Below are 15814 nucleotides of genomic sequence, written 5' to 3' on the forward strand. Positions count from 1 at the left end.
CAGCCTGGCGTGCCGCTTCCTCCGGCGTCTGGAACAACGGGCCGACGTCGACGTCGAAGCCGATGTCGGCGAAGGCGGTGGCGATGACCTTGGCGCCCCGGTCATGGCCGTCCTGGCCCATCTTCACCACCAGCATGCGCGGCCGGCGGCCCTCGGCCTCCGCGAACGCCTCCACATCCTTGCGGATGCGGGCGAAGCCCTCATCGCCTTCGTAGGCCGACCCGTAGACCCCGCTGACGGAGCGGATGACGGCGCGGTGGCGGGTGAACACCTTCTCCAGCGCGTCGGAAATCTCACCCACCGTGGCACGGGCGCGGGTCGCCTTGATGGCCAGGTCCAGCAGGTTGCCGGTGCCGTCATGCGCACCCTGGGCCAGGGCCTCCAGTGCCGCGGTCACCGCCGCGTCGTCGCGGCTGGCGCGGATTTCCCGCAGGCGGGCGATTTGGGCCTCGCGCACGGCGGTGTTGTCGATGTCCAGCACCTCGACCCTTTCAGGGTTTTGGGGCCGGTACTTGTTGACGCCGACCACCACTTCCTCGCCCCGGTCGATGCGGGCCTGGCGGCGGGCCGCCGCCTCCTCGATCATCAGCTTGGGCAGGCCGCCGTCCACGGCCTTGGTCATACCGCCCATGCCCTCCACCTGGTCGATCAGCGTCTCGGCCTCCGCCATCAGGCTGTGGGTCAGGCTTTCCACGTAGTAGCTGCCGCCCAGCGGGTCGACCACGTGGGGCACGCCGGTTTCCTCGGCGATGATCAGCTGGGTGTTGCGGGCGATGCGGGCGGAGAAGGGGGTGGGCAGGCCCAGGGCCTCGTCAAAGCTGTTGGTGTGCAGCGACTGGGTGCCGCCCAGCACGGCGGCCAGGGCCTCGATGGTGGTGCGCACCACGTTGTTGTAGGGGTCCTGCTCCGTCAGGCTGACGCCCGAGGTCTGGCAGTGGGTGCGCAGGGCCAGCGACCGCGCATCCTGCGGGTCGAAATGCTTCTTCATCAGCTTGGCCCACAACAGGCGGGCGGCGCGCAGCTTGGCGACTTCCATGAAGAAGTTCATGCCGATGGCGAAGAAGAAGGACAGGCGCGGAGCGAACTGGTCGACCTTCAGCCCCTTGGACGCCGCCGCCCGCACATACTCCAGCCCATCCGCCAGGGTGAAGGCCAGTTCCTGCACCGCCGTCGCCCCGGCTTCCTGCATGTGGTAGCCGCTGATGGAGATGGAGTTGAACTTGGGCATGTTCAGGGCCGTGTACTCGATGATGTCGGCCACGATGCGCATGCTGGGGGCGGGCGGGTAGATGTAGGTGTTGCGGACCATGAACTCCTTCAGGATGTCGTTCTGGATGGTCCCGGACAGCTTGTCCTGACTGACGCCTTGCTCCTCCGCCGCCACGATGTATCCGGCCAGCACCGGCAGCACGGCGCCGTTCATGGTCATGGACACGCTCATCTTGTCCAACGGGATGCCGTCGAACAGGATCTTCATGTCCTCCACGCTGTCGATGGCGACACCGGCCTTGCCCACGTCGCCCACCACCCGGGGGTGGTCGCTGTCATAGCCGCGATGCGTGGCCAGGTCGAAGGCCACCGACAGGCCCATCTGGCCCGCCGCCAGATTGGCCTTGTAGAAGCGGTTGCTCTCCGCCGCCGTGGAGAAGCCGGCGTACTGCCGGATGGTCCACGGACGGTGGCTGTACATGGTGGCGCGGGGACCACGGGTATAGGGGGCGAACCCCGGCAGGGCCTGGAGTTCCAGGCCTTCCAGATCCGCCGCCGTGTAGAGCGGCTTCACCGCGATGCCCTCGGGCGTGGTGCGTACCAGGCCTTCGGGGTCGGCGCCGAATTCCTTGGCGGCCAGGCGCTGCCAATCGGCCAGGGTCTTCTCGGGGAAGTCGCTCATGATGGTCACTCGAACTCGATGATGATCTGGTCGACGGCCAGGGAAGACCCCTTTTCGGCCGCGATCTTCTTGACGGTGCCGTCGGCTTCGGCGCGCAGGATGTTTTCCATCTTCATCGCCTCCACCACCGCCAGTTCCTGGCCGGCCTTGACCTCGTCGCCCACGGCCACGGCCACGTTGACCAGCAGGCCCGGCATGGGCGACAGCAGGAACTTGGACATGTCCGGCTTGGCCTTCACCGGCATCAGGGCCGCGAATTCCGCCGCCCTGGCGGTCAGCACCTGCACCTCCAGCTCCGCCCCGCCGTGGAACAGGCGGTAGCCGATGCCGGTGCCATCCACCTGCACGGCCAGCGCGTGGCCATCGACCGTGCCGGTCCACAGGGTCTGGCCCGTCTCCCAGTCGGCGCTGCGCACCGCCAGGGTCCGGCCACCCAGGATGACGTCGTGCCCATCGTCGTCACGCCCATCATCGGCCACGTCCACTTCCACCGCGTGGTTGTCGCGGCCGACGCGCACCACCCAGTGGGACGGCACGACGCGGTGGTGGCCCGCCATCTGGCCGGAAATGGTGGCGTCCCGCTCGACGCGCCGCCGGTGGATGCTGGCGGCGATGGCCACCAGCCGGGTCAGCGCCTCGGGCGGCAGTTCGCGGCCGTGGAAGCCGTCAGGGAATTCCTCGGCGATGAAGTTGGTGGTCAGTCTGCCCTCGCCGAACCGGCGGGATTCCACCAGTGCCGCCAGGAAGCTGATGTTGTGGCCCACGCCGCGAATCTGGAACCGGTCCAGCGCGTCGCCCATGGCCGAGATGGCCGTGGCGCGGTCGGGGCCGTAGGTGATCAGCTTGGCGATCATGGGATCGTAGAACATGCTGATCTCGCCGCCCTCGTGGATGCCCGTGTCCACGCGCACCACGCCGGCCTCATGTCCACCGGCGCCGGCCCCCTCGGCGGGCGGGCGATAGCGGGTGACCCGGCCGATGGAGGGGAGGAAGTTGCGCGTCGGCTCCTCCGCGTACACGCGGGCCTCCAGCGCCCAGCCGGTCAGCGTCACGTCGGCCTGGGTCAGGGGCAGCTCCTCACCCGCCGCCACGTGGATCATCAGTTCCACCAGATCCAGGCCGGTGATCATCTCCGTCACCGGGTGTTCCACCTGCAAGCGGGTGTTCATCTCCAGGAAGTAGAAGTTCCGGTCCTTGTCGACGATGAATTCCACGGTGCCGGCGCTGCGGTACTGCACCGCCTGCGCCAGGGCCACCGCCTGCTCGCCCATGGCCTTGCGCGTCGCCTCATCCAGGAAGGGGCTGGGCGCCTCCTCGATCACCTTTTGGTGACGCCGCTGGATGCTGCACTCACGCTCACCCAGGTAGACGCAGTTGCCATGGGCGTCGGCCATCACCTGGATTTCGATGTGCCGGGGCTCGGTCACGTATTTCTCAATGAACACCCGGTCGTCGGCGAAGCTGGAGCGCGCCTCGTTGCTGGCGCTGCGGAAGCCTTCGCGCGTCTGGGCGTCGTCCCAGGCCACGCGCATGCCCTTGCCGCCGCCGCCGGCCGAGGCCTTGATCATCACCGGATAGCCGATGTCGCGGGCGATGGTCACCGCCTCCTCATCGTCCTTGATGACGCCCAGGTAGCCGGGGACGGTGGAAACCCCGGCGGCCTTGGCCAGCTTCTTGGACTCGATCTTGTCGCCCATGGCGCCGATGGCGTGGACGTCAGGGCCGATGAAGGCGATGCCGGCGGCTTTCAGCGCCTCGCAGAACGCCGCCTTTTCCGACAGGAAGCCGTAGCCGGGGTGCACGGCCTGGGCACCGGTGTCCAGGCAGGCCTGGACGATACGGTCGGCCACCAGGTAGCTCTGGGCGGACGGGGCGGGGCCGATGGCCACGGCCTCATCCGCCATCTGCACATGCAGGGCGCCGGCGTCGGCATCGGAATAGACCGCCACAGTCTTGATGCCCATGCGGCGCGCCGTCTTGATGACCCGGCAGGCGATCTCGCCCCGGTTGGCGATTAGAATCTTGGTGAACATCGCGGGCAGGCCCCCAGAGCGGCAGATTATAGCGGCAGGTTGTCGTGCTTCTTCCAGGGGTTCTCCAGCGTCTTGTTCTTCAGCATGGAGAACGCCTTGATCAGGCGGCGGCGGGTGTTTTGCGGCATGATGATGTCGTCGATATAGCCGCGCGACGCGGCGACGAACGGGTTGGCGAATTTCTGCCGGTACTCCTCCGTCCGCGCGTCGATCTTGGCCGGGTCGCCGATGTCGGCGCGGAAGATGATCTCCACCGCCCCCTTCGGGCCCATCACCGCGATCTCGGCCGACGGCCAGGCGTAGTTGACGTCGCCGCGCAGATGCTTGGACGCCATGACGTCATAGGCGCCGCCATAGGCCTTGCGCGTGATCAGCGTGACCTTGGGCACCGTGGCCTCGCCATAGGCGAACAGCAGCTTGGCGCCGTGCTTGATGATGCCGTTGTATTCCTGCGAGGTGCCGGGCAGGAAACCCGGCACGTCCACCAGGGTGCAGAGCGGGATGTTGAAGGCGTCGCAGAAACGCACGAAGCGCGCCGCCTTGATGGAGCTGTCAATGTCCAGGCAACCAGCCAGCACCAGCGGCTGGTTGGCGACGAAGCCCACGGTGGAACCGTTCAGCCGGCCGAAGCCGATGATGATGTTCTTGGCGAAGTCCGGCTGCAGCTCGAAGAAGTCCCCCTCATCCACGACCTTCAGGATCAATTCCTTCATGTCGTAGGGCTTGTTGGGATTGGCCGGCACCAGGGTGCCCAGCGACGGCTCCGGCCGGTCCACCGGGTCGGCGGTGACGCGGGTGGGCGGCGGCTCCCGGTTCGACAGGGGCAGGAAGTCGAAGAAGCGGCGGGTGTGCAGCAGCGCCTCGACATCGTTGTTGAAGGCCAGATCGGCCACGCCGGACTTGGCGGTGTGCGTCACGGCCCCGCCCAGTTCCTCCGCCGTCACCACCTCATGCGTCACCGTCTTCACCACGTCGGGGCCGGTGACGAACATGTAGCTGCTGTCCTTCACCATGAAGATGAAGTCGGTCATGGCCGGGCTGTAGACGGCGCCGCCGGCGCAGGGCCCCATGATCAGCGACAGCTGCGGCACCACGCCGGAGGCCAGCACGTTGCGCTGGAACACCTCGGCATAGCCGCCCAGGCTGGCCACCCCCTCCTGGATGCGGGCACCGCCGCTATCGTTCAGGCCGATGACGGGCGCGCCCACCTTCATCGCCTGGTCCATGATCTTGCAAATCTTCTCCGCATGCGCTTCCGAGAGCGAGCCGCCGAAGACGGTGAAGTCCTGGCTGAAGACGAAGACCAGGCGGCCGTTGATGGTGCCGTGGCCGGTCACCACGCCGTCGCCCGGCACCTTCTGCTCCGCCATGCCGAAGTCGGCGCAGCGGTGCTCCACGAACATGTCCCATTCCTCGAAGGAGCCGGCGTCCAGCAACAGCTCCAGCCGTTCGCGGGCCGTCAGCTTGCCCTTGGCATGCTGGGCCGCCACGCGCTTCTCACCGCCGCCGGCGCGGGCGCCCTGGCGTTTGGCTTCAAGGGTTTCAATGACCGTGAGCGTCAACGCCCGTCTCCTGACCGGTTATGGCGGCACCTTGGCGGTGCGGTTGGTGGCTGTTCCATGAGAGGGGCGGGCGAAGAGCGTCCATGGGGCCCGCCCGCCCCGATTGACAGCTGCGATGTTTGCAAACAGTGTGATCCCAGTTCAAGCCGATGCCACGCGAAATCGTGCGACGACGGCCCGGTTATTTTGTAAACTTTGTGAAACTGATTGAGGCTGGACGCTGATGGCGGGCAAGATTTTCGCGGGCGAACGGGTGCGGCAGCTGCGTCAGCAGCGGGGCATGGCGCTGTCCGCCCTGGCGCGGGCCAGCCACCTGTCCATGAGTTATCTAAGCCAGATCGAGAACAATCAACGCCCCCTCAGCATCGCCGCCCTGGGCGCCATCTCCGCCGTCTTCGGGGTGGAACCGCATCACTTCGCCGACGACAGCGACCTGCGCCTGGGGAGCGAGCTGCGTGAGGTGCTGGGCGATCCCCTCTTCGCCGACGATGGCTCCAGCCTCAGCGCCATCGGTGACGCCGTGCGCGCCGCCCCCCGCATCGCCGGCCAGTTCATCAAGCTTTACCGCGCCTACCAACACCTGATGGAGGAGGGGGCGCGCCACCGTCTGGACCAGGACTTCGACGCGGCCGGTGGGGAGACGGGGGGGACGGCGCCCTTTCCCTATGATGACGTGCGCGATTTCGTGCAGAGCAAGCGCAACCATTTCAACGCCCTGGACGTGGCGGCGGAAACGCTATTCGAAGGCCGGGGCTTCGCCTCCACCCGCCTGCTGGAGGACCTGGTGGACTATCTGCGCGACCAGCATGGGGTCAGTTGCACCGTTTCGGCCGGTCTGGGCAACGAGGGGGTGTTGTGGCGCTATGATCCCGGCACACGCCAGCTGCACCTGGCGGAAAGCGCGCCGCGCGAAAGCCGCATCTTCTTCCTGGCGCAGCAGATCGGCCGCATGCAGTTCGCCGCCATGATCGAGGAGGAGGTGCGCAAGGCCCCCTTGAGCAGCCCGGAGGCGCGCGCCCTGGCATATACCGGCCTGGCCAACTATTTCGCCGGCGCCCTGATCCTGCCCTATGGCCGCTTCCTCACCCAGGCGCGGGCCGTGCGCCATGACATCGAGCGGCTGCAGCACCATTTCGGCACCAGTTTCGAGCAGGTGTGCCACCGGCTCAGCACCATGCAGCGGCCGGGCAACGCCGGCATCCCCTTCTATTTCCTGAAGGTCGACCGGGCCGGCAACATCTTCAAGCGCAGCAGCGCCACGCGCTTCCAGTTCGCCCGCTTCGGCGGCGCCTGTCCCCTGTGGAACGTGCACGAGGCCTTCGCCCAGCCGGGGCGCATCCTGGTGCAGGTGGCGCGCACGCCGGACGGCATCACCTATCTCTGCATCGCCCGCACCGTCACCATGACCGGTGGGGGCCATCTGTCCCGGCCGCGTGAGGCGGCCTTGGGCCTGGGGTGTGAGATCACCCACGCCGCCGACCTGGTCTATTCCGCCGGCCTGGACCTGCAGAATCAGGAGACGGCGGTGCCCATCGGCTCCAGCTGCAAGGTCTGCGACCGTGACGACTGCCGCCACCGCGCCTTCCCCTCCATCGGCCGGGGACTGGCCATCGCGGGTCACGAGCGCCACGTCGTGCCGTTCAGCATGACGCCGGCGGGGGCGAAGTAGTCTCGCCCTCAGCCCTCCGGTTCCGCCCGGTCCACTTCCCAGCTGACGGCATAGACATAGGGCTCCAGACTCAGCCGGCCCACCATCTGTTCCAACGCCGCGTCGTTGCGGGTGGGGGAGACGGCGTTGGCGCTCACCTCCACCTTGGTGGTGTCGGGCACGTCCTGGCTGTCGATGCGGCGCAGGCCCAGGCCGCCGTGGGTGAGCGCGTGCATGAGCAGGGACCGGATGTGCGCCTCCTCCGCCCCCTTGCAGGTGACGGAGACGGTGTAGTGGGTCACCACATCCGTCGCCACCAGGATGCGGCGGTTCATGCGCCGCACCAGGGGACGCAGGATCAGGTTGGTCACCACCACGAAGCCGGCCGCCGCCAGGCTGGGGGCCCAGTAGCCGCCGCCGGCGAAAGTGCCGACCATGGCGGAGCACCACAGGGTGGCGGCGGTGTTCAGGCCGTGGACGTTCACGCCTTCGCGCAGGATGACGCCGGCGCCCAGGAAGCCGATGCCCGACACTACCTGGGCCGCCACGCGGGTGGGATCGCCCTGGCCCACCATGGCGGAGAAGACGACGAAGCCGGCGGAGCCCAGGGCCACCAGCGCGTTGGTGCGCAGGCCTGCCATCTTCTGATGCAACTGGCGTTCGAAGCCGATGGCCGAGCCCAGGGTCAGGGCCATGGCCAGACGGATCACCACTTCCAGGGGGTTGTTCAGGTCGTTGGTTATCATCCGTTTCTCTTTTCTTGGGCATCGCGCCGCTCAGGGCCGTTTATGGCGTCGGCCAGCGTGGAAGACAAGCGGCCGGGGCGCGTGGCGCTGTGGCAATCCGCCGCCGGAAGGCCCATATCGGTAGCGATTTGGGAACAAGGGCGGGGACGCCCGCCAGAGAAGGAGCGTTGTGCCATGGATGGCGAATACGAGGTCGTGCGCACGGATGAGGAATGGCGCCGGATGCTGACGCCGGAACAGTACGCGGTCATGCGCGGCCACGGCACGGAACGGCCGGGCAGTTGCGCCCTGAACCATGAGAAGCGGCCGGGCACCTTCAGCTGCGCCGGCTGCGGCCAACCGCTGTTCCAGTCCACCCGCAAGTTCGAGAGCGGCACCGGCTGGCCCAGCTTCAACGACCCGGTCGACGGCTCCGTCGCCACCACGGTGGACCGCAGCCACGGCATGGTGCGCACCGAGGTGCACTGCGCCCGTTGCGGCAGCCACCTGGGCCATGTCTTCCCCGACGGCCCGCCGCCGACGTACCAGCGCTATTGCATCAATGGCGTGGCGATGAATTTCGAGGCCGACTGATTCCTGGTGCCCCCGGCGCGGGGCGCCGGGGGCCGCCGATATGGGTGGGCGTGGGCCTTGACCTCATCCCACCGGTATCAGCGCCGGCCCAGCTTCCCGGCGGCGGGGCCGGCGGCGGCCACCGCCTGGTCGGCGCACTTGTTCAGGGTGTTCTCCTGGCACGTGACCTCGGTGAAGCCCAGGGTCTGGCCCTGGACGGAGGCGTAGCGGATGGGGAAGGCCAGCTTGTAGTGGATGCCGGCGCGGGCCGCCGCCGTGGGGCTTTGCACCACCACCAGCAATGATCCGGCCCGGTTGCCGCTGCTGAGCACGAAGTCGGCATCGCGGGCGAAGGCCTGCGCGACGGCGGTGGCCAGGGCCCCGGTCACATCGTCATCGCCGTTGCGCAATACCTCCACCTGGGTGGGCGCGCCGGCCCAGGCGGGGGCGCACAGCATCAGCGGACAGATCATCAGCGGACAGATCGCCGCCGCCATCTTCACCATTTCCCGCATCTCGTTCCCCTTCACACGCCCCTTGGGCACCGGGTGTACGCGAAGTGCTTGTGGATTTGCCAGATATGGCTCCAGATGCGTCGGGGGCAACGGATTTTTGACCGTAAAGCCTATGGCGTTACGTCGATTGCCGTGACAAGCGCTGGACCTGTAGAACGAAACGCACGCGCCGCGACGGCGTCGGTCACGGGTGCGCGCAAGCGTTGGTTCACGTGCCGACGGGGACCGGTTCGCTGACGGGTGGCGGTTTGGGGGAAACATCATGGCATTGGTAAAGACCTCCCGGTTGGCCGGGGCGAAGGGCCGAACGCGCGCCCAGGCGGTGGAAGCGGCCGAAGCGCCGGCCAAGGCCGTGCCCAAGCCCCAGACTCCCAAGCCAGCCGCGCCACCCCTGAAGCGCGTGCGCCGCCCGGCGCCCTCCGCCGGCCTCCGCCAGACGGCGTCTGAACGAATTGGCGCCGCCACCGAGGAATTGGCCAGCGGCGTGACCGAGGCCTCCGCCGCGGCGGAGGAACTGCGGCGCGCCCTGGAACAGATCGCCAGCGCCGCGGAAGAGGCGGCATCGGCCAGCCACGAGTCCCTGGCCGCCGTGGCCGGCATGGCCGGGGCCTTCCTGCAGGCGCGGGAACGGGCGGACCGCACGCGGGGCCGTACGCTGGCCCTGCAGACCCAACTGAGCGAGGCGGCCACACTGATCGACGCGTCGGTGGCGGCCGTGGGGGCCAACGCCGACCGCCAGCTGAAATCCGTCGACGTCGTCGTCACCCTGGAACGCCACGCAGCCCAGATCGGGGACATCACCCGCACGGTGGCCGACATCTCCGACCAGACCGGCCTGCTGGCCCTGAACGCGGCCATAGAGGCGGCGCGGGCGGGCGACCTGGGCCGGGGGTTCGCCGTCGTCGCGGATGAGGTGCGCGCCCTGTCCGAAACGTCGGAAAAGCGGTCGCGCGACGTCCAGGCCCTGGCCGACAGCATCGCGGAGGATGTGGGCGTCATCGCCGCCCGCATCCGCGACGTCGCCGCCGCCGCCGTGGCGGAGGCGGTTGAGGGCAGCGTCGTCTCCAAGCAGTTGCAGGAGACCCGTGAAGACCTGGCGGCGCTGGTGGATGGGGCGCAGACCATCCTGCTGGCCTCGGTCGAGGCTGATGCCGCCGCGCGCGAGGCGCAAAAGGGGGCGGAGAGCATCGCCAGCGCGGCGGAGGAACAGTCGGCCGCGGCGGCGGAGGCCCAGCGATCCGTCGCCCAGCAAAGCCAGGCCCTGGACCAGAGTCGCGAGGCGGCGGAAGCCCTGGCCGTCCTGGCGGATGGGCTGAGCGGCGAAGATGCGGGCAACGACGACGACCGCGCCAGCCTGGCGCAAGAGGTGGGCGCCTCGGCCGAGCAACTGTCCGCCGCCGTGCAGCAGCTGTCCGGCGCGGCGGGTGAAATCCTGATCGCCATCAACCAGATCAGCCGGGGGGCCCAGGTCCAGGCCGCCGCCACCCAGCAATCCAGCAGCGCCATGGCGCAGATCCAGCGGGCCGCCCAGGCTACCGGGGACCATGCCACCCAGGCGCTGGAGCGGGTGGAACGCTGCCAGGCGCTGCTGAAGCAGGGCCGGGGCAGTGTCGCCAAGCTGACCCTAGGCATGGACCGGGCCTTGGTTGAAACCCAGGCGGTGGTCGACCTGATCGGCGCGCTGGAGGAAACCGGCCGGCGTATGGAAAAGATCGTGGATGGTATCGCCATTCTGGCGGTGCAGACCACCATGCTGGCGGTCAGCGGTTCCGTCGAGGCGGCGCGTGTGGGGGAACAGGGGACGGGATTCGCCGTCGTTTCCAATGATATCCGCGCCCTGGCCCGGGATTCGGGGGAGAACGCGGACCGGGCCAAGGACCTGATCCGCCTTTTCCAGGCGCAGGTGGCAAAAGTGCGCCGCGACCTGGAACGAATCATCGCCGTGGCCGAGGCCGAAGTGCTGAAGAACAAGGAGATCGACGTCCGCCTGGGCGTGATCGCCACGGGCGCGGAGGACCTGCATGCCGCCGGTCGTGAGACCGCCGCCGGCGCCGATGCCATCATTGGCACGGTGCGGGAGGTGTTGAACGGTGTGCAGCAGATCGCTGTGGCCGCCGAACTGGCCGGCGGGGCCGCCATCCAGGCCGCCACCGCCGCCCGCCAGCAATCGCGCGGGGCGGAGGATCTGGCCGCCGCCATCGAGGAGATCGCCTCGCTGGCCGACGAACTTCAGAAGTCCGGGGGATGAGCGCGCCCGACGCGGCCGATGAAGGTCGCCAGCAGGTACTGACCTTCCGCGTGGGTGCCGCCCGGCTGGCCGCCCCGGCAAGCGATGTGACCGAGGTGCTCCGCCGGTTGCGCGTTACCCGTGTGCCGCATGCGCCGCCCGGCCTGATGGGCGTGGCCAGCGTACGCGGCGCCGTGGTGCCGGTGGTGTCGCTGGCCCGCGTGCTGGGTGGGGGGGATGCGGGCGGGGGCGCTTCCGCCACCTCCCGCATCCTTCTGCTGCGGGCGGGGGAACCGGTGGCGGTGGAGGTGGATGAGGTCGGGGCGCTGACCCGGCTGGACACCAGCGCGACCGGAGGCCCGATGCCGGGCGGCTTGTACCAGCATGGCGACGGTGCCGTCCGGCTGATCGACCTGATGGCCCTGCTGCGCCAGGATTTCGCGGGCCTGGTCCGGCGTGGCGCTGCCGGAACCGCCAATCGCGCGGACCCCGCACAGCGCCGGCAGACGGCGCGAGAGGGCCAGGCATTCCTGGCGTTCACGCTGGCGGGCCAGGCTTATGCCCTGCCGCTGGCCGAGGTAGGCGAGGTCATTGCCCCGCCGGAGCATCTGGCGACCCTGCCGCGCACGGACGCCGCCATGGTGGGCGTGGTGTCGCTGCGCGGCGGCTTGCTGCCCATCGTTTCCCTGCGGGTCCTCCTGGGGTTGGGCGGGGACGAGCGGCAGGCCGGCTGTCGCGTCGTCGTCGCCTATATTGGTGATGCCCGGGTGGGCTTCCTGGTCGACCGCCTGGCGTCCATCCTGCGGGTACCGGCTGACAGCGTGGGGCCGGTGCCGGCGGTGCTGAACCGTGGCCGGGGCGAGGCGCACATCCAGGCCATCTGCCGGCTGCCCGATGGCCATGGTCTGGTTTCCATCCTGTCGGGCGCGCGACTGTTCCGGGACGAGACGATGGCCCACATCCTGGCGGATGGCCGCCGCAAAGGAGACGGCCAGGAAGGAAAAACCCTCATGACCACCCCCATCCAGAACGGACAGGACATTGGTGACCGGGTGGTGGTCTTCCAGTTGGGCGACGAGGAATACGGTCTGCCGGTCGACGCGGTGGAGGAGGTGGTGCGCCTGCCTGACACGCTAACACGTGTGCCCAAGGCGCCGGGCTTCATCGAAGGCGTGATGAACCTGCGCGGCCAGGTTCTACCTGTTATCGACCAACGCCGCCGCTTTGGTGTCGACGGGGCGGCCACCGGCCGGCGGCGGGTGATCGTCACCCGCATCAACGGCAAGCTGGCGGGCTTCGCCGTCGATACCGTGTCGGAGATCCTGGCCCTGGGCCCTGACCAAGTGCGGGAGGCGCCGAGATTCGTCCAACCGGGGGCGCAGCCGGGGGACGACACGCCCGTGTTCACCCGCGTCGCCAACCTGGAAACGGCGGACGGCGCGGGCCGCATGATCCTGCTGATCGAGCCGCAGGCCCTGCTGGACCGGGCCGAACGCGACCTGCTGGTGGCGCTCGAGGACGCGCTGAAGGGGATATCGGCCGCCACCGGTTCGGCGCCGCCGTGACCCGCCTGCTGATTGTCGACGACAGCGCCCTGGTCCGCCGCCTGCTGGGGGATCTGTTCACCGCCGCCGGTGATTTCGAGGTGGCGTTCGCCCGCGACGGGCTGGAGGCGCTGGCGCGGCTGCGGGAGTTCAACCCCGACGTCATCACCCTGGATGTCCACATGCCGCATATGGACGGGTTGAGCTGTCTGGACCAGATCATGGTGGAACAGCCCCGACCCGTGGTGATGGTCTCTTCCCTGACAGAGGCGGGGGCGGAGGTGACGCTGGAGGCCATGAGCCTGGGGGCCGTCGATTTCATCCAGAAGCCGGACGGCGCCATCTCGCTGAAGATGGATCGGTTGGGACCAGACCTCGTGGAAAAGGTGCGGACGGCCGCCGGCGCCCGGTTGCGCCGATCCCATCGCCTGGCGGAACGGGTGCGGCGGCAGGCCAACGGATTATCCGCCGAAGCGTTGGTCGCCCGGAAGAGCCGGGCGCGTCTGGTGAACGACGCCGTGTCGCGTGAAGAGGCCACGCCGCCGGCGGACCGGCCCGTGGCGGAGAAGCAGGTCCTGCCGGGGGTTGTGCTGATCGGCTGTTCCACCGGTGGGCCGCCGGCGCTGGACGCGGTGCTGCAAGGGCTGCCGGCCGACTTCCCCTGGCCGGTGCTGGTGGCCCAGCATATGCCGGCCACCTTCACCGGGCCGTTGGCCCGCCGCCTGGACGGGCTGTGCGCCGTGTCGGTGCAGGAGGTGGCGCGTCCCATGGTGCTGGCCCCTGGCACCGTTTACATTGGCAAGGGCGACGCCGACCTGATCCTGGGGCAGCGCCCCGCCGGGCTGGTGGCGCTGCCAGCCCCGGCCAAGGCCGAATACCGCTGGCATCCCAGTGTCGACCGCCTGGTGGACAGCGCGCTGGGCCATGTCGATGCCCGGCGCCTGATCGGGGTGCTGATGACGGGCATGGGCTATGACGGGGCGGAGGCCATGACACGCCTGCGCCAAGGCGGCGGCCGCACCATAGCGGAGGCGGAGGAGACGGCCGTGGTCTGGGGCATGCCGGGCGAACTGGTGAGGATGGGCGGGGCGGATATGGTGGCCCCGGTGGATGAGATATCCGGTCGCCTGCTGCGCATGGTGGCCGGCCGATGACCCCCCGCCGCGCCCCACCCCTCGGGCCGAATGGCGATGCCGCGCCGCTGAGCGCGTCGGATCTGGCCCGGTTTTGCGCGTTCCTGTACGCCCGCACCGGCATGCAGTTCGGGGAGGGCAAACGCTATTATATCGACCGCCGGGTGGGGCAGCGCATGGCGGTCAACGGCTCTGGCAGCTTCGACGACTATTTCAATCAGCTGCACACCGATCCGGTGGAAGTCGAGCGCCTGATCAACAGCTTCACCATCAACGAAACCTACTTCTATCGGGAAGAGCACCAGCTTAAGAGCCTCAGCGGCGACATGTTGCCGGATATCGCTTCCCGCCGGGGGGCGGGCGACAAGCTGCGCATCTGGTCCATCCCCTGCTCTACGGGGGAGGAGCCCTATTCCATCGCCATCTGGCTGCTGGAAAACTGGCCCATGGTCGACGCGTATAATGTGGAGATCGTGGGGTCGGACATCGACACCCAGGCCCTGGCGGAGGCGCGGCTGGGCCGTTTCGCCGCCAAGTCGGTGGTCCGCCTGCCGCAGAGGGTGCGGCAGGACTATTTCATCCCCGTCAAGGGTAACGCGGCGGGGGAGGACCATCAGATCATCCAGGATCTGCGGGAGTCGGTCATCTTCACATCCGCCAATCTCATTGATGACGACACTTTGGCCATCCACGGCAGGTTCGATGTCATCTTCTGCCGCAACCTGCTGATTTATTTCGACGATCCGTCGCGCCGCAAGGCGGTGCGGAATTTATACGACCGTCTGCTGCCGGGCGGTTACCTCTGCCTGGGACATTCCGAGTCGATGGCGCGGCTGAGCGACCGCTTCCAGGTGCGGCGGTTCGAGGATGCCGTGGTCTATCAGCGGCCCTTGCAGCATCGCCCGGGGCGAGGGGGCGACCCCGATGGATGAGTTGCTGGAACAGTTCCTTATTGAAGGCCCGGAGCAGGTGCAGCAGGCGGGGGAGGCCTTGCTGGCGCTGGAGGACCGGCCGGACGACGCCGGCCTGATCGACCAGGCCTTCCGCGCCATCCACACGTTGAAGGGATCGGTGGGCCTGTTCGACCTGCCGGCCATGGGTCAGGTGCTGCACGCCGCGGAAGACCTTTTGGGTGGCTGGCGCGATGGCCGCCTGGCCCTGACGCGACCTGGGGTGGACGCGCTGATCGCCGCCACCGGCCAGACGGAGCGCTGGCTTGGCGCCCTGGCAGCGGCCGCGGGCACGCTGCCGGCCGACGCGGGCGTGGTGGCGGCCGATCTGGCGGGGCGCCTGCGCCGCTTCCTGGACGAGGACGCGCCGCCGGTGCCCGTCGCCCCGGCGGCGGATGCCGCCTGGGCCGCCGCCCTGTTCCAGGAACGGGGGCTGGACGCGGCGCACCATCCCCAGGTGACGGCCCTGCGCTACACGCCGGACGCCGGCTGTTATTTCCGGGGGGAGGATCCCATCGCCTTCGTCCGCCAGGTACCCGATCTGTTGGCCCTGCGCATTGGCCGACGGACGGGGGCGGCGGAGATGGATACCTACGACGCCTATGCCTGCGACCTGGTGGTGGAACTGTTGTCGGCCGCGCCGCTGGAGGCGGTGAAGGCGCCCTTCCGCTTTGTGCCGGACCAGATCCAGGTGTCCTTATGGGCGCCGTCGCCGGCGGCCACGACCACCAGCTCCGCGGTGGTGGAACCGATGGCCACGCCTCAGGCCTTGCTGCGGGTGGATCGCGGGCCGCGTCGACGCCCTGGCCCAATTGGTGGACGAACTGGTGGTGGCCAAGAACGCCCTGTCCGATTTGGCCGTACAGATGGCCGGTGGCTTGGACCAGGCAGCGGCGGTGCAGATGTTGGGAGACCATCAGGCGGTCCTGGACCGCCTGGTGGGGCGCCTGCACCGCACGGTGAATGGGGATCCGCCTGGTGCCCATCCTGCCCTTGATGCGCCGCTACCCCCG

The 15814-nt window shown here is 68.8% G+C and carries 12 protein-coding genes and 1 pseudogene; 8 read left to right on the forward strand and 5 right to left on the reverse strand.

The genetic code is table 11. The features are described 5' to 3' along the window. From scpA to I55_RS10510, 3 genes are all read right to left on the reverse strand, one after another. Nucleotides 1-1891 (reverse strand): methylmalonyl-CoA mutase (scpA, locus tag I55_RS10500; RefSeq protein WP_044560506.1); only part of this gene is annotated, 1891 nt, incomplete at its 3' end. Between the two features lie 5 nt (nucleotides 1892-1896). Then, the gene (locus tag I55_RS10505) at nucleotides 1897-3924 is read right to left on the reverse strand and encodes an acetyl/propionyl/methylcrotonyl-CoA carboxylase subunit alpha (RefSeq protein ID WP_044560497.1); all 2028 of its coding nucleotides are present in this window, start codon (nucleotides 3922-3924) and stop codon (nucleotides 1897-1899) included. A gap of 26 nt (nucleotides 3925-3950) precedes the next feature. Further along, nucleotides 3951-5486, reverse strand: a complete 1536-nt coding sequence (locus tag I55_RS10510; RefSeq protein ID WP_044560498.1) for an acyl-CoA carboxylase subunit beta — start codon at nucleotides 5484-5486, stop codon at nucleotides 3951-3953. A 223-nt stretch (nucleotides 5487-5709) separates the two neighbouring features. Here I55_RS10510 and I55_RS10515 point away from each other — a divergent pair, with 223 nt between their 5' ends. Then, nucleotides 5710-7155 (forward strand): short-chain fatty acyl-CoA regulator family protein, encoded by a 1446-nt coding sequence (locus tag I55_RS10515; protein ID WP_044560499.1) that lies wholly within the window; start codon nucleotides 5710-5712, stop codon nucleotides 7153-7155. A gap of 8 nt (nucleotides 7156-7163) precedes the next feature. On the opposite strand, the gene I55_RS10520 is transcribed toward I55_RS10515, so the two are convergent. Further along, a complete protein-coding gene (locus I55_RS10520; RefSeq protein ID WP_044560500.1) occupies nucleotides 7164-7880 on the reverse strand; it encodes an MgtC/SapB family protein in 717 nt (238 codons plus the stop codon). A gap of 174 nt (nucleotides 7881-8054) precedes the next feature. On the opposite strand from I55_RS10520, the gene msrB reads away from it, so the two are divergent. Continuing rightward, the gene (gene msrB, locus I55_RS10525) at nucleotides 8055-8453 is read left to right on the forward strand and encodes a peptide-methionine (R)-S-oxide reductase MsrB (protein ID WP_044560501.1); all 399 of its coding nucleotides are present in this window, start codon (nucleotides 8055-8057) and stop codon (nucleotides 8451-8453) included. 77 nt (nucleotides 8454-8530) lie between these two features. Here the strand turns inward: msrB and I55_RS10530 are convergent, their stop codons facing one another. Next, the gene (locus tag I55_RS10530; RefSeq protein WP_044560502.1) at nucleotides 8531-8947 is read right to left on the reverse strand and encodes a hypothetical protein; all 417 of its coding nucleotides are present in this window, start codon (nucleotides 8945-8947) and stop codon (nucleotides 8531-8533) included. A gap of 262 nt (nucleotides 8948-9209) precedes the next feature. Here I55_RS10530 and I55_RS10535 point away from each other — a divergent pair, with 262 nt between their 5' ends. The 6 genes and pseudogenes from I55_RS10535 to I55_RS39505 all read left to right on the forward strand — a co-directional run. Further along, nucleotides 9210-11195 carry a methyl-accepting chemotaxis protein gene (locus tag I55_RS10535; RefSeq protein WP_044560503.1) on the forward strand — a complete coding sequence of 662 codons (1986 nt, stop codon included), beginning with the start codon at nucleotides 9210-9212 and terminating at the stop codon, nucleotides 11193-11195. After that, nucleotides 11192-12739, forward strand: a complete 1548-nt coding sequence (locus I55_RS10540; protein ID WP_044560504.1) for a chemotaxis protein CheW — start codon at nucleotides 11192-11194, stop codon at nucleotides 12737-12739. The genes I55_RS10535 and I55_RS10540 overlap by 4 nt, the downstream gene beginning before the upstream one ends. After that, nucleotides 12736-13872, forward strand: a complete 1137-nt coding sequence (gene cheB, locus I55_RS10545) for a chemotaxis-specific protein-glutamate methyltransferase CheB (RefSeq protein WP_044560505.1) — start codon at nucleotides 12736-12738, stop codon at nucleotides 13870-13872. Before I55_RS10540 ends, cheB begins: the two co-directional genes overlap by 4 nt. Further along, nucleotides 13869-14783 carry a protein-glutamate O-methyltransferase CheR gene (locus tag I55_RS10550; RefSeq protein WP_064742482.1) on the forward strand — a complete coding sequence of 305 codons (915 nt, stop codon included), beginning with the start codon at nucleotides 13869-13871 and terminating at the stop codon, nucleotides 14781-14783. Before cheB ends, I55_RS10550 begins: the two co-directional genes overlap by 4 nt. Beyond that, nucleotides 14776-15042, forward strand: a pseudogene (locus tag I55_RS39500) (Hpt domain-containing protein); the annotation flags it as partial. The gene I55_RS10550 and the pseudogene I55_RS39500, both read left to right, overlap by 8 nt. 589 nt (nucleotides 15043-15631) lie before the next feature. Continuing rightward, nucleotides 15632-15814 (forward strand): hypothetical protein (locus I55_RS39505; RefSeq protein ID WP_376739190.1); only part of this gene is annotated, 183 nt, incomplete at its 3' end.

Origin of the sequence: Azospirillum sp. B4 (assembly GCF_000333275.1) — a bacterium.
Lineage (GTDB): Bacteria > Pseudomonadota > Alphaproteobacteria > Azospirillales > Azospirillaceae > Nitrospirillum.